Raw genomic sequence first — 18536 nt, forward strand, 5'->3', positions numbered from 1 at the left:
CGGCCGTGAAGTCGTACGCCGCGGTCGACCTGGGCGCCTCCAGCGGGCGTGTCATGGTCGGCCGCGTCGGCCCCGACAGCCTGGAGCTGGCCGAGGCGCACCGCTTCCCCAACCGGCCGGTCCGGGTGCCCGAGGGGCTGCGCTGGGACGTGCTCTCGCTGTACGGGGGCGTCCTGGAGGGGCTTCGGGCGGCGGGGCACGTCGATTCCGTCGGCATCGACAGCTGGGCCGTGGACTACGGCCTGCTCGACGCCGACGGGGCGTTGCTCGGCAATCCCGTGCACTACCGGGACGCCCGTACCGAGGGCATCGCGGAGAAGGTGTGGGCGACGGTGCCAGCCGACGAGCTGTACTCGGCGACCGGGCTGCAGTACGCGCCCTTCAACACGCTGTACCAGCTGGTCGCGGCGCGATCGTCGGCTCAACTGCCGTATGCCGAGCGGTTGTTGCTCATCCCGGACCTGCTGACGTACTGGCTCACGGGCGAGCAGGGCACCGAGCTGACCAACGCCTCCACCACCCAGCTGATCGACCCCCGCACGCGCACGTGGTCGTCCGACGTCGCCGCTCGGCTCGGCATCGACCTCGGCCTGTTCGCGCCGCTGCGGCAGCCCGGCGATCCGGCGGGCGTGCTGCGGCCGGAAGTGCTGGAGGAGACCGGGCTGGCCGGGCCGGTTCCGGTGACGACGGTCGGTTCGCACGACACGGCGTCCGCCGTGGCGGCCGTCCCGGCGGGCGGCGAGCGGTTCGCGTACATCTGCACCGGCACCTGGTCCCTGGCGGGCCTGGAGCTGGACGCGCCGGTGCTGACGGAGGAGAGCCGCCTGGCCAACTTCACCAATGAGCTGGGGCTGGACGGCACGGTCCGGTATCTGCGCAACATCATGGGCCTGTGGCTGCTCCAGGAGTGTGTACGGGCCTGGGGGGACCCCGACTTGGGCGGGCTGCTGCTCGATGCCGCGAAGGTGCCGGCGCTGCGGTCGGTCGTGGACGCGGGCGACGCGGCGTTCCTGGCGCCGGGCCGGATGCCGGAGCGGATCGCCGAGGCCTGCCGTGCCTCGGGGCAGCCGGTGCCCGAGTCCCCCGCCGAGGTCACGCGCTGCATCCTCGACTCCCTCGCCCTGGCCCACCGCAGGGCCGTCGAGGACGCGCAGCGTCTGGCCGGCCATCCGGTCGACGTCGTGTACGTCGTCGGGGGCGGCACCCGCAACGCCCTGCTGTGCCAGCTGACGGCCGACGCCTGCGGGCTGCCGGTCGTCGCGGGCCCGACGGAGGCCGCCGCTCTGGGCAACGTCCTGGTCCAGGCCCGGGCCCACGGACTCGTCGGCGACCTGGCGGGGATGCGCGGACTGCTCACCCGTACGCAGCCGCTGACCCGGTACGAGCCGCAGGGCGACACGGCCCGGTGGCGCGCGGCGCAGGCGAGGCTCGCCGTGGGGTGACGGGGACTCCCCCGGGCCCCTAGGGCCTGTGTCGAAAGTGGCGCCTGCCGGGCGACGCCTGGCACGCACTCTCGCCGCACCGGGCGAAAGCCCAAGTACGTCCAGTACGAGGGCTTCCGCCCGGCACGCCGAGAGCACGCACCAGACGCCGCCCGGCCCGCCCTTCGGGCGGACGACGCCACTTTCGACACAGGCCCTAGGCCCGGACTACGCTTCACTCATCCGATGATCGACTACTAGGAGCCGCGATGCGTGTCGCCCTGTTCCTGACCTGCGTCAACGACACGCTCTATCCGGACACCGGGCGCGCCGTGGTGAAACTGCTGACCAGACTGGGCGTCGAGGTCGACTTCCCGATGGCCCAGACCTGCTGCGGACAGGCGCACTACAACACCGGATACCGGCATGAGGCGGAACCGCTCGCCCGGCATTTCTCCGATGTCTTCCGGGACTATGAGGCGATCGTGACGCCGTCCGGGTCGTGCGGTGCGATGGTGCGGGAGTTGTACCCGCGGATGGGTGAGCGAGCCCGGGCCGAAGGACGCGGGGACACCCTCTCCGCCACCTTGGCGCCGGTCGTGCCGAAGACGTACGAGCTCACGGAGTTCCTGGTGGACGTGCTGGGGGTGACGGACGTCGGGGCGTACTACCCGCACACGGTGACGTACCACCCGACCTGCCACGGGCTGCGCGGGCTGGGCCTGGGCGAGCGGCCCCGGCGGCTGCTCCAGGCCGTGAAGGGGCTGGAGCTGGTCGAGTTGCCGGGGGCGGACGAGTGCTGCGGCTTCGGCGGCACCTTCGCCCTGAAGAACTCCGATGTCTCGGCGGCGATGGGCGCCGACAAGGTGCGCAACGCCGAGTCGACCGGTGCGGATGTGCTGTGCGCGGCGGACAACTCCTGTCTGATGCACATCGGCGGGACGATGACCCGGCTCAGGACGGGCATGCGGCCCGTGCACCTCGCGGAGATCCTGGCGAGCACGGAGGAGGAACCGGCGGCATGAGCGGCACGTTCGTAGGAATGCCGGCCTTCCCGAAGGCCGCGCACGAGGCGGTCAACAACCCGACCCTGCGCGGCAATCTGCGCCACGCCACGCACACGATCCGCGCCAAGCGGGCCAAGGCCGTCGCGGAGGTGTCCGACTGGGCGGAGTTGCGGGAGGCGGGCAAGCGGATCAAGGACCATACGCTCCGTCATCTCGACCACTACCTGGAGCAGTTGGAGGAGTCGGTCACGGCGGCGGGCGGCACCGTCCACTGGGCCGCCGACGCCGACGAGGCCAACCGGATCGTGACCGAACTCGTCCAGCGGACCGGCGAGTCGGAGGTCGTCAAGGTCAAGTCGATGGCCACGCAGGAGATCGGACTCAACGAGGCCCTTCTCGAAGAGGGAATCCACGCCTACGAGACCGATCTCGCCGAACTGATCGTGCAGTTGGGCAAGGACCGGCCCTCGCACATCCTCGTCCCGGCGATCCACCGCAACCGGGGCGAGATCCGGGACATCTTCACGCGCGAGATGAGCGAGTGGGGCCGCCCCGCCCCCGAGGGCCTCACCGACACGCCCGCCGAACTCGCCGAGGCCGCCCGCCTCCACCTGCGCGAGAAGTTCCTGCGCGCCAAGGTCGGCATCTCCGGCGCCAATTTCATGGTCGCCGAGACCGGCACGCTGGTCGTCGTGGAGTCCGAGGGCAACGGGCGGATGTGCCTCACCCTGCCCGAGACCCTCATCTCGGTCGTCGGTATCGAGAAGATCGTGCCTACCTGGCGGGACCTGGAGGTGTTCCTGCAGACACTCCCCCGCTCCTCGACGGCCGAGCGCATGAACCCGTACACGTCGACCTGGACGGGTACGACAGACTCCGAGACGGCTGACGGCCCGCAGACCTTCCACCTGGTCCTGCTCGACAACGGCCGCACCGACACGCTCGCCGACGAGGTCGGCCGCCAGGCCCTGCGCTGCATCCGCTGCTCGGCGTGTCTGAACGTCTGCCCGGTGTACGAGCGGGCCGGCGGCCACGCGTACGGGTCGGTGTACCCGGGCCCGATCGGCGCCATCCTGAGCCCCCAGCTGCGGGGCACGGGCAGCGAGATCGACGCCTCCCTGCCGTATGCCTCGTCGCTGTGCGGTGCCTGCTACGAGGTGTGCCCGGTCGCCATCGACATCCCCGAGGTGCTGGTGCATCTGCGGGAGCGGGTCGTGGAGGGCGGGCCGGTGACGCGCGAGGGCAACAAGGTGGTGCTCAAGCCCGCGAAGGGGCACGCCGCCGAGCGGGCGGCCATGCGCGCGGCACGCTGGGCGTTCACGCGTCCGGGTGCCCTGCGCACCGGCCAGAGGCTGGCGTCGCGTACCCGACGCCTCCATCCGCGCACGCTTCCCGGCCCCGGCAGCGCGTGGAGCGGCACGCGGGATCTGCCATCGGTGCCGGCGGAGCCGTTCCGTGACTGGTGGCAGCGCACGAATGGCGGAAAGGACGGAGCGAAGTGAGCAGCAGGGAGCGGATCCTGGGCCGGGTGCGGCGCGCGCTGGCGGACGTGGAGGACGTACGACAGGACGACATGCCGTACGAGCAGGCGGTTCCCCGCGACTACCTGCGCGAGCACGGTGACCGGAGTGTCGAGCAGACGGTGGATCTGCTGGCCGAGAACCTGGCGGACTACCGGGCGATCGTGCACCGCTGCACCGCCGCCGACCTGCCGGCGACGATCGCCGGGATGCTGGCCGCACGGGGCGCGAAGACGGTGCTCGTCCCGCCGGGCCTGGATCCGGAGTGGCTCGCGGCGGCGGAGGCCGAGCGGGTCCCCGACCGGGCGGAGAGCACCCCGCACGAGCTGGACCGGGTCGACAGCGTGATCACGGCTTGCGCGGTGGCCGTCGCCGAGACCGGCACGATCGTGCTGGACGGTTCGCCCGACCAGGGGCGCCGCCGTATCAGCCTCGTCCCCGACCACCACGTCTGTGTCGTGCGGGTTCCCGAGCAGGTCGTCTCGTCGGTCCCCCAGGCCCTCGAACGCCTCGACCCGGCCCGCCCGTTGACCTGGATCTCCGGGCCGTCGGCGACCAGCGACATCGAGCTGGACCGGGTCGAGGGGGTGCACGGTCCGCGCACCCTGGAGGTCGTGCTGGTGGGCGGTCAGGCGAGCGCGGACGTCAGTTCGTAGCGGCCGGACGGCAGCCGGTAGGAGGCGACGCCGTCCGCGAAGCCGAGGTGTTCGACGCCGTCGACCCGGGACAGGGGTGTCCTGCCCTCGCGGACGGTGGACGGATCGGCGGTGGGAAGACGGAGGGTCGCGGTGCTGTTCGCGGGCACGGCGGCCCGGTAGGCCAGCTTCCGGCCGTTCACCTGCCACTCGCTGACGATCTCGCCGTACGGCGAGACATGTGACCCGCCCACATGCGTGATCTTCCCTGTCGGGTCGAGGTGCGGGCGCAGGAAGAAGTGCCGGAAGCCCGGGTGCGCCGGGTCCTTGGCGATGCCGGCCATGCTCTCGTACATCCACTCCATGATCGCGCCGTAGGAGTAGTGGTTGAACGAGTTCATGTCGACCGGGCCGAAGCCGTCCTCCTTGGAGTACGAGTTCCAGCGCTCCCAGATGGTGGTGGCGCCGTTGGACACGGAGTACAGCCAGGACGGCATCGCGTTCTGGTGCAGCAGCTTGTACGCCAGGTCGACGCGGCCCTCGTCGGTGAGGACGGGGGCGAGGACGTTCACGCCGAGGAAGCCGACGGAGAGGGTGTTCTCCGCGTACTTGACGCGCGTGCTGTCGGGGTGGGCCTTCTTGTAGGCCTCGCCGTTGGCGATGTTCTCGGCGAGCAGCTCGACGAGCCCGCGGCGCTGGGCCTGCGTGTCGTACAGGCCGAGCTTGAGGACCCACAGCAGGGCGGTCTGGGTGTCGTCCTCGGTCTTGCGCGGGCTGTCGCCGGGCGTGGGCGGCGGGTCGCCCAGGCTCGATCGGACCGTGATCCGGCCCGTGGTCGCGTCGGTGGCGAGGTACTTGGTGATGAAGGCCCGCTTGATCCGGGAGAAGAGCTGCTCGTAGGTGCGGATCTCGGCGGTGCGGCCGGTGGCGCGGGCCATGTCCGCCATGAGCCGGGCGCTGTAGCCGTAGTAGACGTCGCTGATGAGCTGGGTGCTGGTGTCCTGGAAGGCCAGCCAGTCGCCGAAGATCGCGCCCTGTCCGGCGTAGGTGTCGCCGGTGCGCCCCCGGATCCAGTCCATGTACGTCGTCATCGCGGTCCAGCTGCGGTCGATGACGGTGGTGTCGCCGGACATCTGCCACACCGTCCACGGCACGACCACCCCGCAGTCCGCCCAACCGCTCGCCGGGACCGGCTGGTTGTAGCGGGCGCCGGGCGCGATCCAGGTGAACTGGGCGCCGTCCGCGCCGTAGGTGCGCTGCGAGTCGATCAGGGTGTCCTGGAAGTGGCTGAGGAAGTTGACGGCGTCGGCGTTGTACAGGCCGGTGTGGGAGAACAGTTGGGTGTCGCCGGTCCAGCCGCAGCGTTCGTCGCGCTGCGGGCAGTCGGTGGGCACCCAGAGGTAGTTGCCGCGCTGGCCCCAACGGACGTTGTTGATCAGCTGGTTGGTGTCGGGGTCGTTCGTGGTGATGGTGCCGATGTCGTTCAGGGCGGAGGTGGCGACCTTGCCGGTGAACTCGGTGAGGGTGACGGTGTCGGTCGCGGTGACGGAGACATAGCGGAAGCCGTAGAAGGTCAGCGAGTCCTGGTGGGTCTCGCCGTGCGGGTCGCCCTTGAGGACGTACGTGCTGGTCGCCTTGGCCGTGCGCAGGTTGGCGCGGTAGACCGAGCCGACGGGCCCGTCGGCGCCCGCGCTGGCGTCGTTGAGCATCTCGCCCGGCTTGAAGGTGACTTGGGCGCCCGCCGGGCCGCGCAGGGTGTAGCGGGGCACGCCGACCATGTTCTGGCCGAGGTCGATCACGGCGGTGTCGCCGGGGTGCAGCGTCACGGTGGCGGTGGCCGCCGCGGCCGGGTCGGTGACCGTGCGGGAGTCGTCGACGACGATGCGGCCCTTGCCGTCGGGGCTGCCGTCCTGGCCCGTCACGCCGGTGCAGACGGTGATCGAGTGCGGCTTTCGGTCCCACTCGGGCATCAGGCGGGCGCTCTCGCCGGGGTAGGCGACGAGTTTCGCGTCGGGGAAGGCGGTGGCGTGGTCGTGCTCCTCGGTGCCCGCCCATCCCGAGGTGTCGAAGCCGCCTGCGGTCCAGCCCTTCAGCTCCTTGCGGGCGTCGTAGGTCTGTCCGTCGTAGATGTCGTCGGCGCCGTGAGGGCCGGTGTCGGTGGCTTTCCAGTCGGTGCCGGGTGCGGTGACGACCGTCTGTTCGGATCCATCGGCGTACCGGATGAGGAGCTTGGCCTTGAGGGCGAGGCGGTTGCCGTCCGCGGAGTAGTAGACGCTGTTGTCGGAGATGCGGCCGTTGTACCAGCCGTTGCCGAGCACGGCCGCGAGGGTGACCTGCCGGCTGCCCGCCACGAGGGTCGTGACGTCGTAGGTCAGGTAGTTGACGGTGGTGTCGTAGTTGGTCCAGCCCGGGGCCAGGAGTTCGTGGGTGGTGGAGTCGCCCTGCGGTACGCAGACCCGGTGACCGTTGACGTAGGCGTCGTACACGCCGAGGGCGGTGATGTAGAGGCGCGCCTCACGGACTTGACGGCCCGTCAGGTCCGTCTGCCGTCGCAGGAGGGGTGCGCCGGGGGTGCCCGGTTCCTTGCCCGCCATGGTGATCCAGCGCGCGCCGGCCCAGCCGGTGACACCGTCGGTGCTGAGCAGGGCGGTCTCGAAGTGGGCGGTCGGGGCGGCGGGGACCACGCGGCCGTTCTCGTCCCAGACCGTCACCGCCCAGTGGTAGCGGGTGGAGGCGCGGAGCGCGGGTCCGGCATAGCGCACCGCGACCGAGTCGGGTGAGGTGACACGGCCGCTGTTCCAGACGTCCGCGCGGGCGGGGGTCAGCCGGTCGGGCGCGGTCGCCACCAGGATCCGGTACGCCGTCTGACGGCGGCCGCGGACCGGGGAGACCGTACGCCAGCCGAACCGCGGTCGTGGCGCGTCCACGCCGAGCGGGTTCGTGCGGTGCTCGACGGTCAGTCCCGTCACGGCGGTCCGGTGCGGAGCGGGTGCCGCCGAGGCCGTGGCCCCGGTACCGATGCCTCCGGCCATGGCCACGGGTACCGCCCCCAAAGCTGTCGTCAGGACCGTTCTGCGGCGCACCGTTCGGCGGGTCGAGTCGTTCACTCCGTCGTTCATGCCGTCATCCCTTCGGCCGTCGGAGTTGTATCGATTCAGTCCGATCGCCGGTTGAACATAGTGGCGCCTGTGACACGTGTCCACGGCCCCAACAGGACAATTTACGAACAGAGTTGAACGGAAACCGTCAAGCCGACCCGATGGCCCTTTGAAACCGTTCAAAAACGGAATGCTGCCTTCAGTGTCCGTAGGCGGGCTCGACGCAGCCGCCCTCCATGTAGGGGCCGTGGGCCTCGATGGTGTTCCGGTGGCTCGGCACCAGCGTCCCCGTGACGCACACGCCGTCCAGGCCGATGACGAATTGGACGGTGTCGTCCACGGAACGCAGCTGCTCGACCTCGTAGCCGTAGTCGAGGCGGGAAAGTTCGGTGTCGACCCGGACCTTGTCCACGGGGACGTCCTTGAGCCTCTCGGTCAGCCGCTTCACGTGAACCTCGCCCCGGCAGACCGAGAGGCCCTTCAGGGGCAGTGCGCGCCGGTAGGCGTTGTTGTCCGCGTAGTTCGGGGGCTGGTCCCCCACCGCTTCCGTCGCGGGTGGCGAGGAGGTCTCTTCGGCCGTCGGCCGCGGTGCCGTCGTACCGCAGGCCGCGTCTTCCAGCTTCCTCAACTCGGTGCTGATGTGACGCGGCTGCGGCGATGACGACGTCGGGGTGGAGGCGCTCGGGGCCGAGGTCGTGGGCTGCGACCCGCTGTCGGCGCGGGTGCTTCCGCACCCGGTCAGGGCGAGGACGACGGTGGCGGCCAGGGTCGCCAGGGCGGTGCTTCTGTGCATCCGCCGAGTTGATCAGGACAAGGCCCGTCCGGCTATGGCGGAGGCCATACCTCCGGTCACGGCCCTGTCACGACTCCCGCAGGAGGACCGTGGGCAGGGTCTCCTCCAGGATCCGCCCCCGGGGCAGAGAGAGGTCGAAGTGCTGCTGGAGGACCTCCAGTGAGGTCCTGTGCACGGTGCGGTGGTCCAGGTCGTGGTCGGGCAGTCCGGCGGCGGTCAGCAGTTGCTCGACGCCGGACGCCACCTCGGGGTCTCCCTGTACGCCGTCGTACCCCCAGGAGCCGTCCAGGTGCAGGTTGAACGCGCACATCAGTCGCTCGTCGTGGCGGTAGGCGAACTGCGGGGGCACCGGCTTGCCGTTCTCCTCCTCGAACTCCAGGTGGAAGACGTGGGCCCCACCACGGTCGATCAGTGGTGTGCCGCCGAACTCCCCCTGCCAGCCGCCGTACTTGACCACGTACGCCCATTCGCCGATCTCCCCGTGGCGCAGGGCGATCCCCAGGAAGACGTCCCCGAAGAGGCCTTCGAGCACATCCTGCACCTGGCGGCCGGTGAGTTCTCCGATGGAGCGCGGTCTCAGCTTTTGGCGGAACACGGTCTCGGCGACCCGCTTCGCGAGCGTTTCCGAGGCGAGGTCACGGGCGATCACGATGCTGTAGCCGCCCCAGGCGATGGACTGGGGTTCGGCGAGCCAGGATAATCCGTCAGTCATGTGATCATCTTGGCGCATCGGGCCCGGGGTGTCACTGAATACACCCTCCGATACGGGTTCTGCGCCCCATGTGCCCCGGCCTCCGTCTCCGTAGCTTCTTGAGCGAGGCACACGGCGTGCCGGACGGAGAGTGATGACGATGTTTCGCACAGGCTCGCGACGCACCCACGACACGGGACCCGCCCCCGAAGCGCTGCGGCTGGTCAAAGTCAGCAAGACCTACGGGACGGACGACAGTGCCGTGACCGCTCTCGACGGGGTCACGCTCTGCCTCGGTCGCGGCACCTTCACCGCCGTGATGGGGCCGTCGGGCTCGGGCAAGTCCACCCTGCTGCAGTGCGCGGCCGGGCTCGACCTGCCCGACAGCGGCATCGTGCGCGTGGACGGCACGGAGTTGACCGGCGGCGGCGAGGCGGAGCTGGCGAGGTTCCGGCGCGGGCGGATCGGGTTCGTGTTCCAGCAGTACAACCTGCTCGACACGCTGACCGTCGCCCAGAACACGGTGCTGCCGCTCAAGCTGGCCGGGCGGCGCGTCGACCGTGAGCGGGCCCGGGAGGTGCTGACGGCCGTCGGTCTGGGCGACCGGCTCGGGCACCGACCCGACCAGCTCTCCGGTGGTCAGCGGCAGCGGGTGGCGATCGCCCGGGCCCTGGTCACCGAACCCCGGGTGATCTTCGCGGACGAGCCGACCGGCGCCCTGGACACACGCTCCGCGCGGGAGGTGCTGCGGCTGCTCCAGGACGCGGTGCGGGTGCACGGCCGGACCGTGGTGATGGTGACGCACGACCCGGTCGCCGCCTCCTACGCCGGCTCCGTGCTGTTCCTCGCCGACGGGCGGCTGGCCGGGCGGATGGACGCGCCGACGCCGGACGCGGTCGCCGAGCGGCTGGCACACCTGGGCGACGACATGATGGCGGGGCTGTGAGCGATGTTCGTACTGGCGATGCGGTCGATACGGCAACGGCCCGGGCGGTTCCTCGCGACGCTGCTGTCCGCCTTCCTGGGCGCGGCGATCATCATGACGTTCAACTCGATGCACGACACGGCGGGGCAGCCCGGCGTGGACTCCGTGAGCGCCGAGACCCTGTCCACCGCGGCGGGCGTGGTCGGCGGCTACGGCACCCTGCTGGTGTTCTTCGCCGTCGCCTCGACGCTGACGGTCAACGTGCGCCAGCGCACCACCGAGCTGGAGCTGCTGCGCTGCTCGGGGGCGACCCCGGCGCAGCTCAAGCGGATGGTCGTGGGTGAGGCGGTGGCCGTGGCCCTGGTGGGCGCCGTGCTGGCGATCGGCCCGGCGATGCTGGGCGGGCGGGCGCTGCTGGAGGTGTTCCAGGACAGTGGGCAGGTCGCGCGGTCCGTCGAGCACTCCTTCGGTCCGATCGCGCTGATGTCGGGCGTCGACATCACCCTGCTCGCGGCGGCGGGCGCGGCGTTCCTCGCCGTACGGCGGGCGACGCGCGGACGGCGGCAGCGAGGCGGGGCACGGCAGTTCTTCGCCTACGCCGCTCTGGTGGCCGGCGCCGTGTCGGTGTCCTCCGCCTTCGCGTTCTCGGCGACGGACTCGGCGCTGATGGCCCCGCCGGCCTACGGGGCGATCCTGCTGTCGGTGGGATTCGCTCTGCTGTCGCCGCGGCTGCTGAAGGGCCTGCTGGACCGGCTGCCGCTGACCGGCGCGAGCGGCTGGCTGGCGGTGCGCAACCTGCGCCGCCGGGCGGACCACCTCGCCGGGATCCTGATGTCGCTGATCCTGTTCACGGCGGTCGCCACGGCCACGCTGTACATGCAGGCGGTGGAGAGCGACGCCGTCGAGGCCTCGGGCCTGACCAAGTCGGTCGACGCCAAGAACCTCGAGACGCTGAACTTCACCGTCGTCGGCATCATCGTGGTCTTCGTCTGCGTCATGCTGGTCAACTCGCTGTACGCGGCGACCACGTACCGCGGCCGGGAGTTCGGGCAGCAGCGCCTGGCGGGGGCGACGCCGGGGCAGGTGCTCGGCACGGTCGGCGCCGAGGGGCTGATCCTGACGGTGACCGGGCTGTTCTTCGGCACGGTGGCCGCGCTGGCCGGGATCGTCCCGTTCACCGTCGTGCGCACCGACTCGGTGCTGCCGGACCAGGGCCTGGGGATCTGGCTCGGGGTCGTGTCGGTCGCGGCGGCGGCGACGCTGGGGACGAGTCTGGCCACGGCCCGGCGGGTGCTGCGGACTCCTCCCGTGGGGGCGGTCGCGGTGGCGGCGTGAGGACGACGACGAAGGGGCGGCCGTGTCGACGGCCGCCCCTGACTCGTGCCCGGGGGTCCAAGAGGGCTACTTCACGCCGGCCGTGACAGAAGCGGTGAACAAGCGCTTAGATAGGTGACCGACCGACCAGGTACCGCCGCCGACCGGGAGGCCCCTGTTGTTCACATCCGTCGACGACGTCTCCGCACGTCTCGCCGAGACCGGTTACCTCGCGTCGCCGGCGGTCGCCACGACCGTCTTCCTCGCCGACCGCCTGGGCAAGCCGCTGCTCGTGGAGGGACCGGCCGGAGTCGGCAAGACCGAGCTCGCCAAGGCCGTGGCGCAGGTCGCTCAGGCACGGCTGGTGCGTCTGCAGTGCTACGAGGGCGTCGACGAGTCCCGGGCGCTGTACGAGTGGAACCACGCCAAGCAGTTGCTGCGCATCAGCGCGGGCCGCGACGAGACGTGGGACGAGACGCGCACGGACATCTTCAGCGAGGAGTTCCTGCTCCCCCGCCCGCTGCTGACCGCCATCCGCGGCGACGAGCCGAAGGTCCTGCTGATCGACGAGACCGACAAGGCGGACGTCGAGGTGGAGGGCCTGCTCCTGGAGGTGCTCAGCGACTTCCAGGTCACCGTCCCCGAGCTGGGCACGATCACCGCGACCCGCCGCCCCTTCGTCGTGCTCACCTCGAACGCGAGCCGCGAGCTGTCCGAGGCCCTGCGCCGCCGCTGTCTGTTCCTGCACATCGGCTTCCCGGACGAGGAGTTGGAGCGGCGGATCGTCCGGCTGAAGGTGCCGGAGCTGGACGAGGCGCCGGCCCGGTCGGTGGTCCGCGTCGTCGGGGCGCTGAGGGCGATGGACCTGCGGAAGGTGCCGTCGGTCGCGGAGACCATCGACTGGGCGCGCACGCTCCTCGCGCTGGGCGCCGACACGCTCGACGAGACGGTCGTCCGCGACAGCCTGGGGGTGCTGCTCAAGCACCAGGACGACGTTCTGAAGGCGACCGCCAAGCTCGATCTGGACGCCCTGTGAGCACGCCGGCGGGCGTCGCCGAGCGGCTGACGTCCCTGGTCGGGGCGCTGCGCGCGCACGGCATCCGGATCGGCACCGGCGAGACCGTGGACGCGGCCCGGGCGGTGACGGTGCTGGGCCTCGCGGATCGTGAGCGGCTGCGGGAGGGGCTGGCCGCGACGTTGCTGCACGGCACGGCCCAGCGGCCGGTGTTCGACCCGGTCTTCGACCTGTACTTCCCGGCGGGCGTCGGCGGGCCCGAGCAGGAGCCCGCGGACCGGGACGACCTGCGGGAGCGGCTCGCGGCCGCGCTGGCCGCCGACGACCAGGCCCTGCTGGGGCGGTTGGCGGCCGAGGCGGTCGACGGCTTCGGCGGGTACGGTTCCTCGCCGGCGTCGGACGGCTGGTCGTCGCACCAGACGCTCGACCGGCTCCGCCCGCAGACGCTCCTGGCGCGCGTCCGCGACACCGTCCGTGGGCGGCACGGCGGTTCGGGATTCACCGACCGGCTGCTGGAGGACGAGATCCGGCGGCGCATCGAGGCGTTCCGGGGCATGGTGGCCGCTCAGGCGCGGCGGCGGGTCGCCGAGCGGCGCGGCCGGGACGAGATCGCCCGGCGGGCGGTGGCCCCGACCGCCGACCGGGTCGACTTCCTGTTCGCGGGCAGGGACCGGCTGGCCGAGCTGCGCAGGACGGTGCGGCCGCTGGCCCGCAAGCTCGCCACCCGGCTGGCCGCCCGCCGGCGCCGGGCGCGCGCGGCACGATCGATCTGCGGCGCACCCTGCGCGGGTCGCTGTCGACGGGCGGCGTGCCGATGAAGCCGGTGCTGCGCCGACGCCGTCCCGCCCGCCCCGAACTGGTGCTGCTGTGCGACGTGTCGGGCTCGGTGTCCGGGTTCTCGGACTTCACGATGCTGCTGGTGCAGGCGTTGCACGACCAGTTCAGCAAGGTGCGGATGTTCGCCTTCGTCAACCGGATCGACGAGGTGACCCGGCTGCTCGTGCACGGCGCGGCCGATCCGGAGGGACTCGGTGCCCGGATCCGGGCGGAGGCGACCCTCACGGGCTGGCACGGCAGCAGCGACTACGGCGTCGCACTGGGCGAGTTCGCGGAGCGGTACGGCGACGCGGTCGGCCCGCGCACGACCGTGTTCGTCCTCGGCGACGCCCGTACGAACATGAGCGACCCGAACCTCCCGGCCGTACGGCACCTCACCGAACGGGCCCGCCGCGTCTACTGGTTGAACCCGGAAGCGCGCTCGCACTGGGGCACGGGCGACTCCGCGGCCCTCGCCTACGCCGAGCTGGCCGAGATGCACGAGTGCCGCAACGCGCGGCAGCTCGGGGACATCGTCGGACGCCTTCTGCCGATCTGATCACGCGGCCAACTGCGGGTACAGAGCGGGTTTCAGGGATTTCTCGGGGAGAACCAGGGCTTGTCCCTGATGTCCGTCCCGCCGATCCGGCCTTACGCTCCGCGGTAACAAAGGGGGGACCCATGAAGGCAGTGGTCCAGGACCGGTACGGCACGACGGACGCGCTGGAGCTCAGGGAGGTCGATCAGCCGGTGCCCGCGGCCCGCGAGGTGCTGGTGCGGGTGCACGCGGCCGCGGTCAACGCGTACGACTGGCACCTCATGCACGGCGATCCCAAGATCGCACGCCTGGTGCTCGGGCTCCGCGCGCCGAAGGCGCGGATCCGGGGCAGGGACTTCGCGGGCCGGGTGGAGGCGGTCGGCAGCGAGGTGACAGGGCTCCATCCGGGCGACGAGGTGTTCGGCGAGGCCGACGGGGCGTTCGCGGAGTTCGTGTGCGCCCAGGACAGCGCGGTGGACCTGAAACCGGCGGGCTTCACGTTCGAACAGGCCGCCGCGATGCCTCTGGCCGCGAACACGGCCCTCATCGGTCTGCGGGACGTGGCCGGGGTGCGGGCGGGTCAGACGGTCCTGGTGAACGGGGCCTCGGGCGGGGTCGGTCCGTTCGCCGTGCAGATCGCCAAGGCGTACGGCGCGGAGGTGACCGGCGTGTGCCGGACGAGGAACGTGGAGCTCGTCCGATCGCTCGGCGCGGACCACGTCGTCGACTACACCCAGGAGGACTTCACGCGCGGCGGGCGCCGGTACGACGTCGTGCTGGACCTGGTGGGCAATCGCTCGCTGGGCGAGTTCCGGCGCGCACTGACTCCGACCGGGACGCTCGTGCTGTCCGGCGGGGGCGTGTACGAGGGCGGCAGCGTCCTCGGCCCCATGTCGCTGTTCTTCAAGCGCCGCCTGGTGTCCCCTTTCGTCCGCCAGCGGCTGCTCGAACTCCCGGCGAAGCCCAGCAAGGAGAACCTCGCGGCGCTCCGGGAGCTCGCCGAGTCCGGGAAGGTCACCCCGGTCATCGAACGGACGTATCCCCTCAGCGAGGCGGCCGAGGCCATCCGGCACCTGGAGCAGGAGCACGCACGCGCGAAGATCGTCGTCACCGTGTGAGGCGCACGCCTTCGAGCGGGATCAGTCCGACTTCGCGTACTCCTTCGCCATGGCTCCCGCGAAGTCGTACGCGACGACCTGTTCGTCACCCACGACCCAGGCGTCGTGCCCCGGCGGGCACACGAAGACGTCACCGGGACCCAGCTCACCCTCGGCGCCGTCGTCCATGCGGATGCGCAGGCGTCCCTGGACGATGTAGCCGTTGTGGTGGATCTGGCAGCTGTCCGTGCCCGCTATCGGTGCCACGGACTCCGTCCAGCGCCAGCCCGGTTCGAAGGTCGCCACGGCGAAGTCCAGTCCGGTGAGGTGGACGGCTTCGAGGTGGCCCCGGGGGAAATCGCGGCGCTCGTCCGGCTTGTCGAGCGTCTTGATCTCAAGCATGACGGCTCTCCTTCCGGCCGTTGTCAGTACGGCCCGGGGCCGGTCTCCGTCGCCCGCTCACCATGAGCGGCACCAACGGGGGCCGAGCCCCCATCACTCCATCGTCCGCCTGTCCACCCGGCGCCGCCATTCGGGTGACGGCGGTGCCGGTGTCAGGACGCGGGCCCGCAGAGCCGGGCGAAGCGCTCGGCGTCGACGTTCCCGCCCGAGATGATCGCGCCGACCCGGCGCGGGAGGGGGCCCGCCCGGCCGGAGAGCAGGGCGGCCAGCGGGGTGGCACCGCTGGGCTCGACGACGATCTTCAGGCGTTCGAACGCGAACCGCATCGCGTCCCGGATCTCGTCGTCGGACACCAGGGCGATGGCGTCGACGAGCAGCCGGTTCATGGAGAAGGTCAGTTCGCCGGGGGTGTGCAGCGCCTGGCCGTCGGCGATGGTGTGCGGCACGGGGATCGCGACGCGCCGGCCCGCCTCCAGAGACCGCTTCGTGTCGTCCCCGGTCTCCGGCTCGACGCCGATCACGCGCACGCCCGCGTACAGGCCCTTGGCCGCCGTGGCGCTCCCGGCGATCAGTCCGCCGCCGCCGACCGGTGCCATCAGGGCGTCCAGCTCCCCCACCTCTTCGAGGAGTTCGAGCGCGGCCGTGCCCTGCCCGGCGATCACGTGCGGGTGCTCGTACGGCGGGATCAGCGCCAGGCCCCGTTCGGCGGCCAGGGCCTCGGCGATGGCCATTCGGTCGCCGCTGTAGCGGTCGTACGACACGATCTCGGCGCCGTAGCCCGCGGTGGCGTCCCGCTTGAAGGGCGGGGCGTCCTCGGGCATGACGATCACCGCGGTCGTGCCCAGTTCCCGCGCGGCCAGGGCGACGGCCTGGGCGTGGTTCCCGGAGGAGTAGGCGGCGATGCCCCGGGCCAGCTGCTCGGGAGTGAGCCGGGAAGCCGCGTTGTAGGCGCCGCGGAACTTGAAGGCCCCCACACGCTGGAAGTTCTCGCACTTGAGGTGGACCTCGGCGCCGACGAGCGCGTCCAGCGTGCGCGAGCGCAGCACCGGCGTGCGGTGTGCGACGCCCTTGAGCCGGGCGGCCGCGTCACGGATGTCGTCGAGGGTGACCGGCGGGGTGGTGGTCGTCACGCGTGCCCTCCAGCGGAGTCGGAAGTCGTGTCGGTCGCGGCCCGGGCCTGGGCGAGGTAGCTGTACGCGGAGGCGCGGGAGATGCCGAGCCGGCCGGCCACCTGCTCGACCGACCGGCGCACCGCGAACACCCCCCGCTCGTCCAGGCCGCGGAACAGCTCCAGGCGTGCCGCCCGGTCGAGGCCCGCCCAGCCCTGGTTCTGTCCCAGCTGGTGGTCGTCGAGGATGACGTCGACGACGGAATCGATGTCGTTGCCGAAGGTGGTGACCGGCAGTTCGGCGGAGGTCCGGCCGATGCCCGCGAGCCCGCCGAGCAGGGCGTGGGCTTCGGTGACCGCGGTGACGTCCAGGTTCACGCACACCGCGCCGAACACCGCGCCGGTGGAGTCCCGCAGCACCATCGTGGACGACTTGACGGTCTTCCCGGTCCGGGTGCGCGTCACGTAGTTCAGCTCGTCGCCCGCCTCCTCGCCCCGGGCGACGATCCGCATGCCGATCTCGCTCATGGCACCGCCCACGGCACGACCCGTCACCGAACCGGCGAGGGCGACCACCGACTCCTCCGGCCGTCGGTAGTCATGGAGGACCACCTCGCACATCGGGCCGAAGGTCGCCGCGATCCCGTCGACGACGGGCGTCAGCGCGGCGATGATCGCGTCGCGCTCGGCCTCCACGCTCGCTTCGTCCACCGGCACACCCCCGCCTCCCTGCCACTGCCCGGATCCTTAGACTACAGGTCCAGGTGCTGGACGAACAGTCCAACATCGGCCTTTCCCCGCCACCCTTGTCCGGGATCTTGACGACAGTGATGTTACCGGTAACATCACTGTCCGTCGGAGCGATTGAGAGGTGTGCTGTGCCGGGGGAAAAGCGCGTCGTCGACACCAGGCCCATGGCTTCCGCACCGCCGGACGCCCCGGTCTTCAGCCCCGCCGCCGTGGTCGCCTCCTGCGTGGGCTTCGTCCTCATCGGCGCCCTCCAGGCCCTGTACGGCCCGGCCATCCCCGCCTTCCGCGAGGAGTTCGGGCTGACGCCCTCGGGCGCCGGGCTGGGGCTGAGCGCCCACTTCGTCGGCGGCGTGGCCGGGGTGCTGCTGTTCGACCGGCTCTACGGCCGGATCGGCAACCGGCAGATCCTCGGCGCCTCGTACCTGCTGATGGCCGTCGGCGCGGCGGGCTTCGCGCTGGCGCCGAACTGGCCCACCGCACTGGCCATGGCCCTCCTCGCCGGGCTCGGCTTCGGCGGCATCGACTACGGCCTCAACCAGCTGTTCGCCGTCGGCTTCGGCCACCGCTCGACCGCGATGCTGAACATCCTCAACGCGCACTTCGGCATCGGCGCGATCCTGGGTCCGGCACTGATCGGCGCGGTCGGCTCCGAGCACTACCCGGCGGTCTTCCTCGGTTTCGCGCTCGCCAACCTGCCGCTGCTGCTGTGCCTGCGGGGTGTACGCGACCGCGCGCCGGGGCCGCAGTCCGGCCCCGAGACCGACGGCGGGCGGGTCCTCGGCCGCAGCCTGGGCTCCGTACTCGCGATGTTCGTCGCGCTCTACGTCCTGCACGTCGGCATCGAGGCGGGCGTCGGCGGCTGGGAGCCCACGCATCTGGAGACCGTCGGTTACGGCGCCGGGGTCGCCGCGACCGCCACCTCCGTCTACTGGCTGATGATGACCGTCGGCCGGTTCCTGGTCGCCCCGATCGCCCTGCGCTTCTCCGCCCAGGCCATCATCACGGCCTCGTGCGCCGGTATGACGGTCTGTCTGCTGCTCGCCGCGATACCGGCCCTGGCCCCGTACGCGTACGCCGGTGTGGGGCTGTTCATCGCCCCGATCTTCCCCACCGGCCTGCCCTGGCTGCACCGCGCCGCCCCGCGTGCCCGGCGGGCGGGAGCCCTGGTCATCGCCGCGTCCATGGTCGGCGGCGTCGCCGCGGGACCGGCGCTCGGCAAGGCCATCGAAGAGGCCGGCATCCGCGCGGTCCCGCTCCTGCTGTGCGGCGTCTCGGCGTTGTGCCTGGCCGCGACGCTCTGGCTGATCCGCAATACCCGAACCCGCTGAGCCCGCTGAACCCACGCCCCGGCCGAACCGATGAACCCCGCGCCCCGGCCGAACCCGCCCAACCCTCTGGACCAAGGC

The 18536-nt window shown here is 71.5% G+C and carries 15 protein-coding genes and 1 pseudogene; 10 read left to right on the top strand and 6 right to left on the bottom strand.

What is annotated here, in order from left to right; all coding sequences use genetic code 11:
- Nucleotides 1-5: 5 nt before the first annotated feature.
- The 4 genes from Q4V64_RS03715 (at nucleotide 6) to Q4V64_RS03730 (ending at nucleotide 4604) form a co-directional block, all read left to right on the top strand.
- Complete coding sequence (locus Q4V64_RS03715; protein WP_172628973.1) at nucleotides 6-1442, top strand: rhamnulokinase family protein; 1437 nt, start codon at nucleotides 6-8, stop codon at nucleotides 1440-1442.
- A 248-nt stretch (nucleotides 1443-1690) separates the two neighbouring features.
- A complete protein-coding gene (locus tag Q4V64_RS03720) occupies nucleotides 1691-2446 on the top strand; it encodes a (Fe-S)-binding protein (protein ID WP_124437154.1) in 756 nt (251 codons plus the stop codon).
- Nucleotides 2443-3930: a LutB/LldF family L-lactate oxidation iron-sulfur protein gene (locus tag Q4V64_RS03725; RefSeq protein WP_124437155.1), complete on the top strand. Its 1488-nt coding sequence runs from the start codon at nucleotides 2443-2445 to the stop codon at nucleotides 3928-3930. The genes Q4V64_RS03720 and Q4V64_RS03725 overlap by 4 nt, the downstream gene beginning before the upstream one ends.
- Entirely contained in the window at nucleotides 3927-4604 is a 678-nt protein-coding gene (locus tag Q4V64_RS03730; protein ID WP_124437156.1) for a lactate utilization protein C, read from the top strand. The genes Q4V64_RS03725 and Q4V64_RS03730 overlap by 4 nt, the downstream gene beginning before the upstream one ends.
- On the opposite strand, the gene Q4V64_RS03735 is transcribed toward Q4V64_RS03730, so the two are convergent.
- The 3 genes from Q4V64_RS03735 to Q4V64_RS03745 form a co-directional block, all read right to left on the bottom strand.
- Nucleotides 4577-7615, bottom strand: coding sequence for an alpha-L-rhamnosidase (locus Q4V64_RS03735; RefSeq protein ID WP_253266679.1), 3039 nt, complete (start codon nucleotides 7613-7615; stop codon nucleotides 4577-4579). The genes Q4V64_RS03730 and Q4V64_RS03735 overlap by 28 nt on opposite strands.
- A 265-nt stretch (nucleotides 7616-7880) precedes the next feature.
- Entirely contained in the window at nucleotides 7881-8474 is a 594-nt protein-coding gene (locus Q4V64_RS03740; protein ID WP_124437158.1) for a hypothetical protein, read from the bottom strand.
- A 67-nt stretch (nucleotides 8475-8541) separates the two neighbouring features.
- Nucleotides 8542-9186, bottom strand: a complete 645-nt coding sequence (locus tag Q4V64_RS03745) for a hypothetical protein (RefSeq protein ID WP_124437159.1) — start codon at nucleotides 9184-9186, stop codon at nucleotides 8542-8544.
- 139 nt (nucleotides 9187-9325) lie between these two features.
- Between Q4V64_RS03745 and Q4V64_RS03750 the strand changes: the two genes are divergently transcribed.
- The 5 genes and pseudogenes from Q4V64_RS03750 to Q4V64_RS03770 all read left to right on the top strand — a co-directional run bounded on the left by Q4V64_RS03750 (nucleotide 9326) and on the right by Q4V64_RS03770 (nucleotide 14891).
- The gene (locus Q4V64_RS03750; protein ID WP_172628974.1) at nucleotides 9326-10111 is read left to right on the top strand and encodes an ABC transporter ATP-binding protein; all 786 of its coding nucleotides are present in this window, start codon (nucleotides 9326-9328) and stop codon (nucleotides 10109-10111) included.
- Nucleotides 10112-10114: 3 nt separating this feature from the next.
- The gene (locus tag Q4V64_RS03755; protein ID WP_124437161.1) at nucleotides 10115-11425 is read left to right on the top strand and encodes an FtsX-like permease family protein; all 1311 of its coding nucleotides are present in this window, start codon (nucleotides 10115-10117) and stop codon (nucleotides 11423-11425) included.
- A 157-nt stretch (nucleotides 11426-11582) separates the two neighbouring features.
- Nucleotides 11583-12440 (top strand): MoxR family ATPase, encoded by an 858-nt coding sequence (locus tag Q4V64_RS03760; RefSeq protein WP_124437162.1) that lies wholly within the window; start codon nucleotides 11583-11585, stop codon nucleotides 12438-12440.
- Nucleotides 12437-13794: pseudogene (locus tag Q4V64_RS03765) on the top strand (VWA domain-containing protein). Before Q4V64_RS03760 ends, Q4V64_RS03765 begins: the two are co-directional and overlap by 4 nt.
- A 122-nt stretch (nucleotides 13795-13916) precedes the next feature.
- Nucleotides 13917-14891, top strand: a complete 975-nt coding sequence (locus Q4V64_RS03770) for an NAD(P)-dependent alcohol dehydrogenase (protein ID WP_124437163.1) — start codon at nucleotides 13917-13919, stop codon at nucleotides 14889-14891.
- Between the two features lie 21 nt (nucleotides 14892-14912).
- On the opposite strand, the gene Q4V64_RS03775 is transcribed toward Q4V64_RS03770, so the two are convergent.
- The 3 genes from Q4V64_RS03775 to Q4V64_RS03785 form a co-directional block, all read right to left on the bottom strand.
- Nucleotides 14913-15272 (bottom strand): cupin domain-containing protein, encoded by a 360-nt coding sequence (locus Q4V64_RS03775; RefSeq protein ID WP_124437164.1) that lies wholly within the window; start codon nucleotides 15270-15272, stop codon nucleotides 14913-14915.
- A gap of 152 nt (nucleotides 15273-15424) precedes the next feature.
- Complete coding sequence (locus Q4V64_RS03780) at nucleotides 15425-16402, bottom strand: pyridoxal-phosphate dependent enzyme (RefSeq protein ID WP_124437165.1); 978 nt, start codon at nucleotides 16400-16402, stop codon at nucleotides 15425-15427.
- Entirely contained in the window at nucleotides 16399-17091 is a 693-nt protein-coding gene (locus Q4V64_RS03785) for a PAS domain-containing protein (RefSeq protein WP_253266680.1), read from the bottom strand. Before Q4V64_RS03785 ends, Q4V64_RS03780 begins: the two co-directional genes overlap by 4 nt.
- A gap of 203 nt (nucleotides 17092-17294) precedes the next feature.
- Here Q4V64_RS03785 and Q4V64_RS03790 point away from each other — a divergent pair, with 203 nt between their 5' ends.
- Nucleotides 17295-18458: an MFS transporter gene (locus tag Q4V64_RS03790; protein ID WP_124437166.1), complete on the top strand. Its 1164-nt coding sequence runs from the start codon at nucleotides 17295-17297 to the stop codon at nucleotides 18456-18458.
- Nucleotides 18459-18536: the final 78 nt, after the last annotated feature.

Origin of the sequence: Streptomyces sp. NL15-2K, assembly GCF_030551255.1 — a bacterium.
GTDB lineage: Bacteria > Actinomycetota > Actinomycetes > Streptomycetales > Streptomycetaceae > Streptomyces.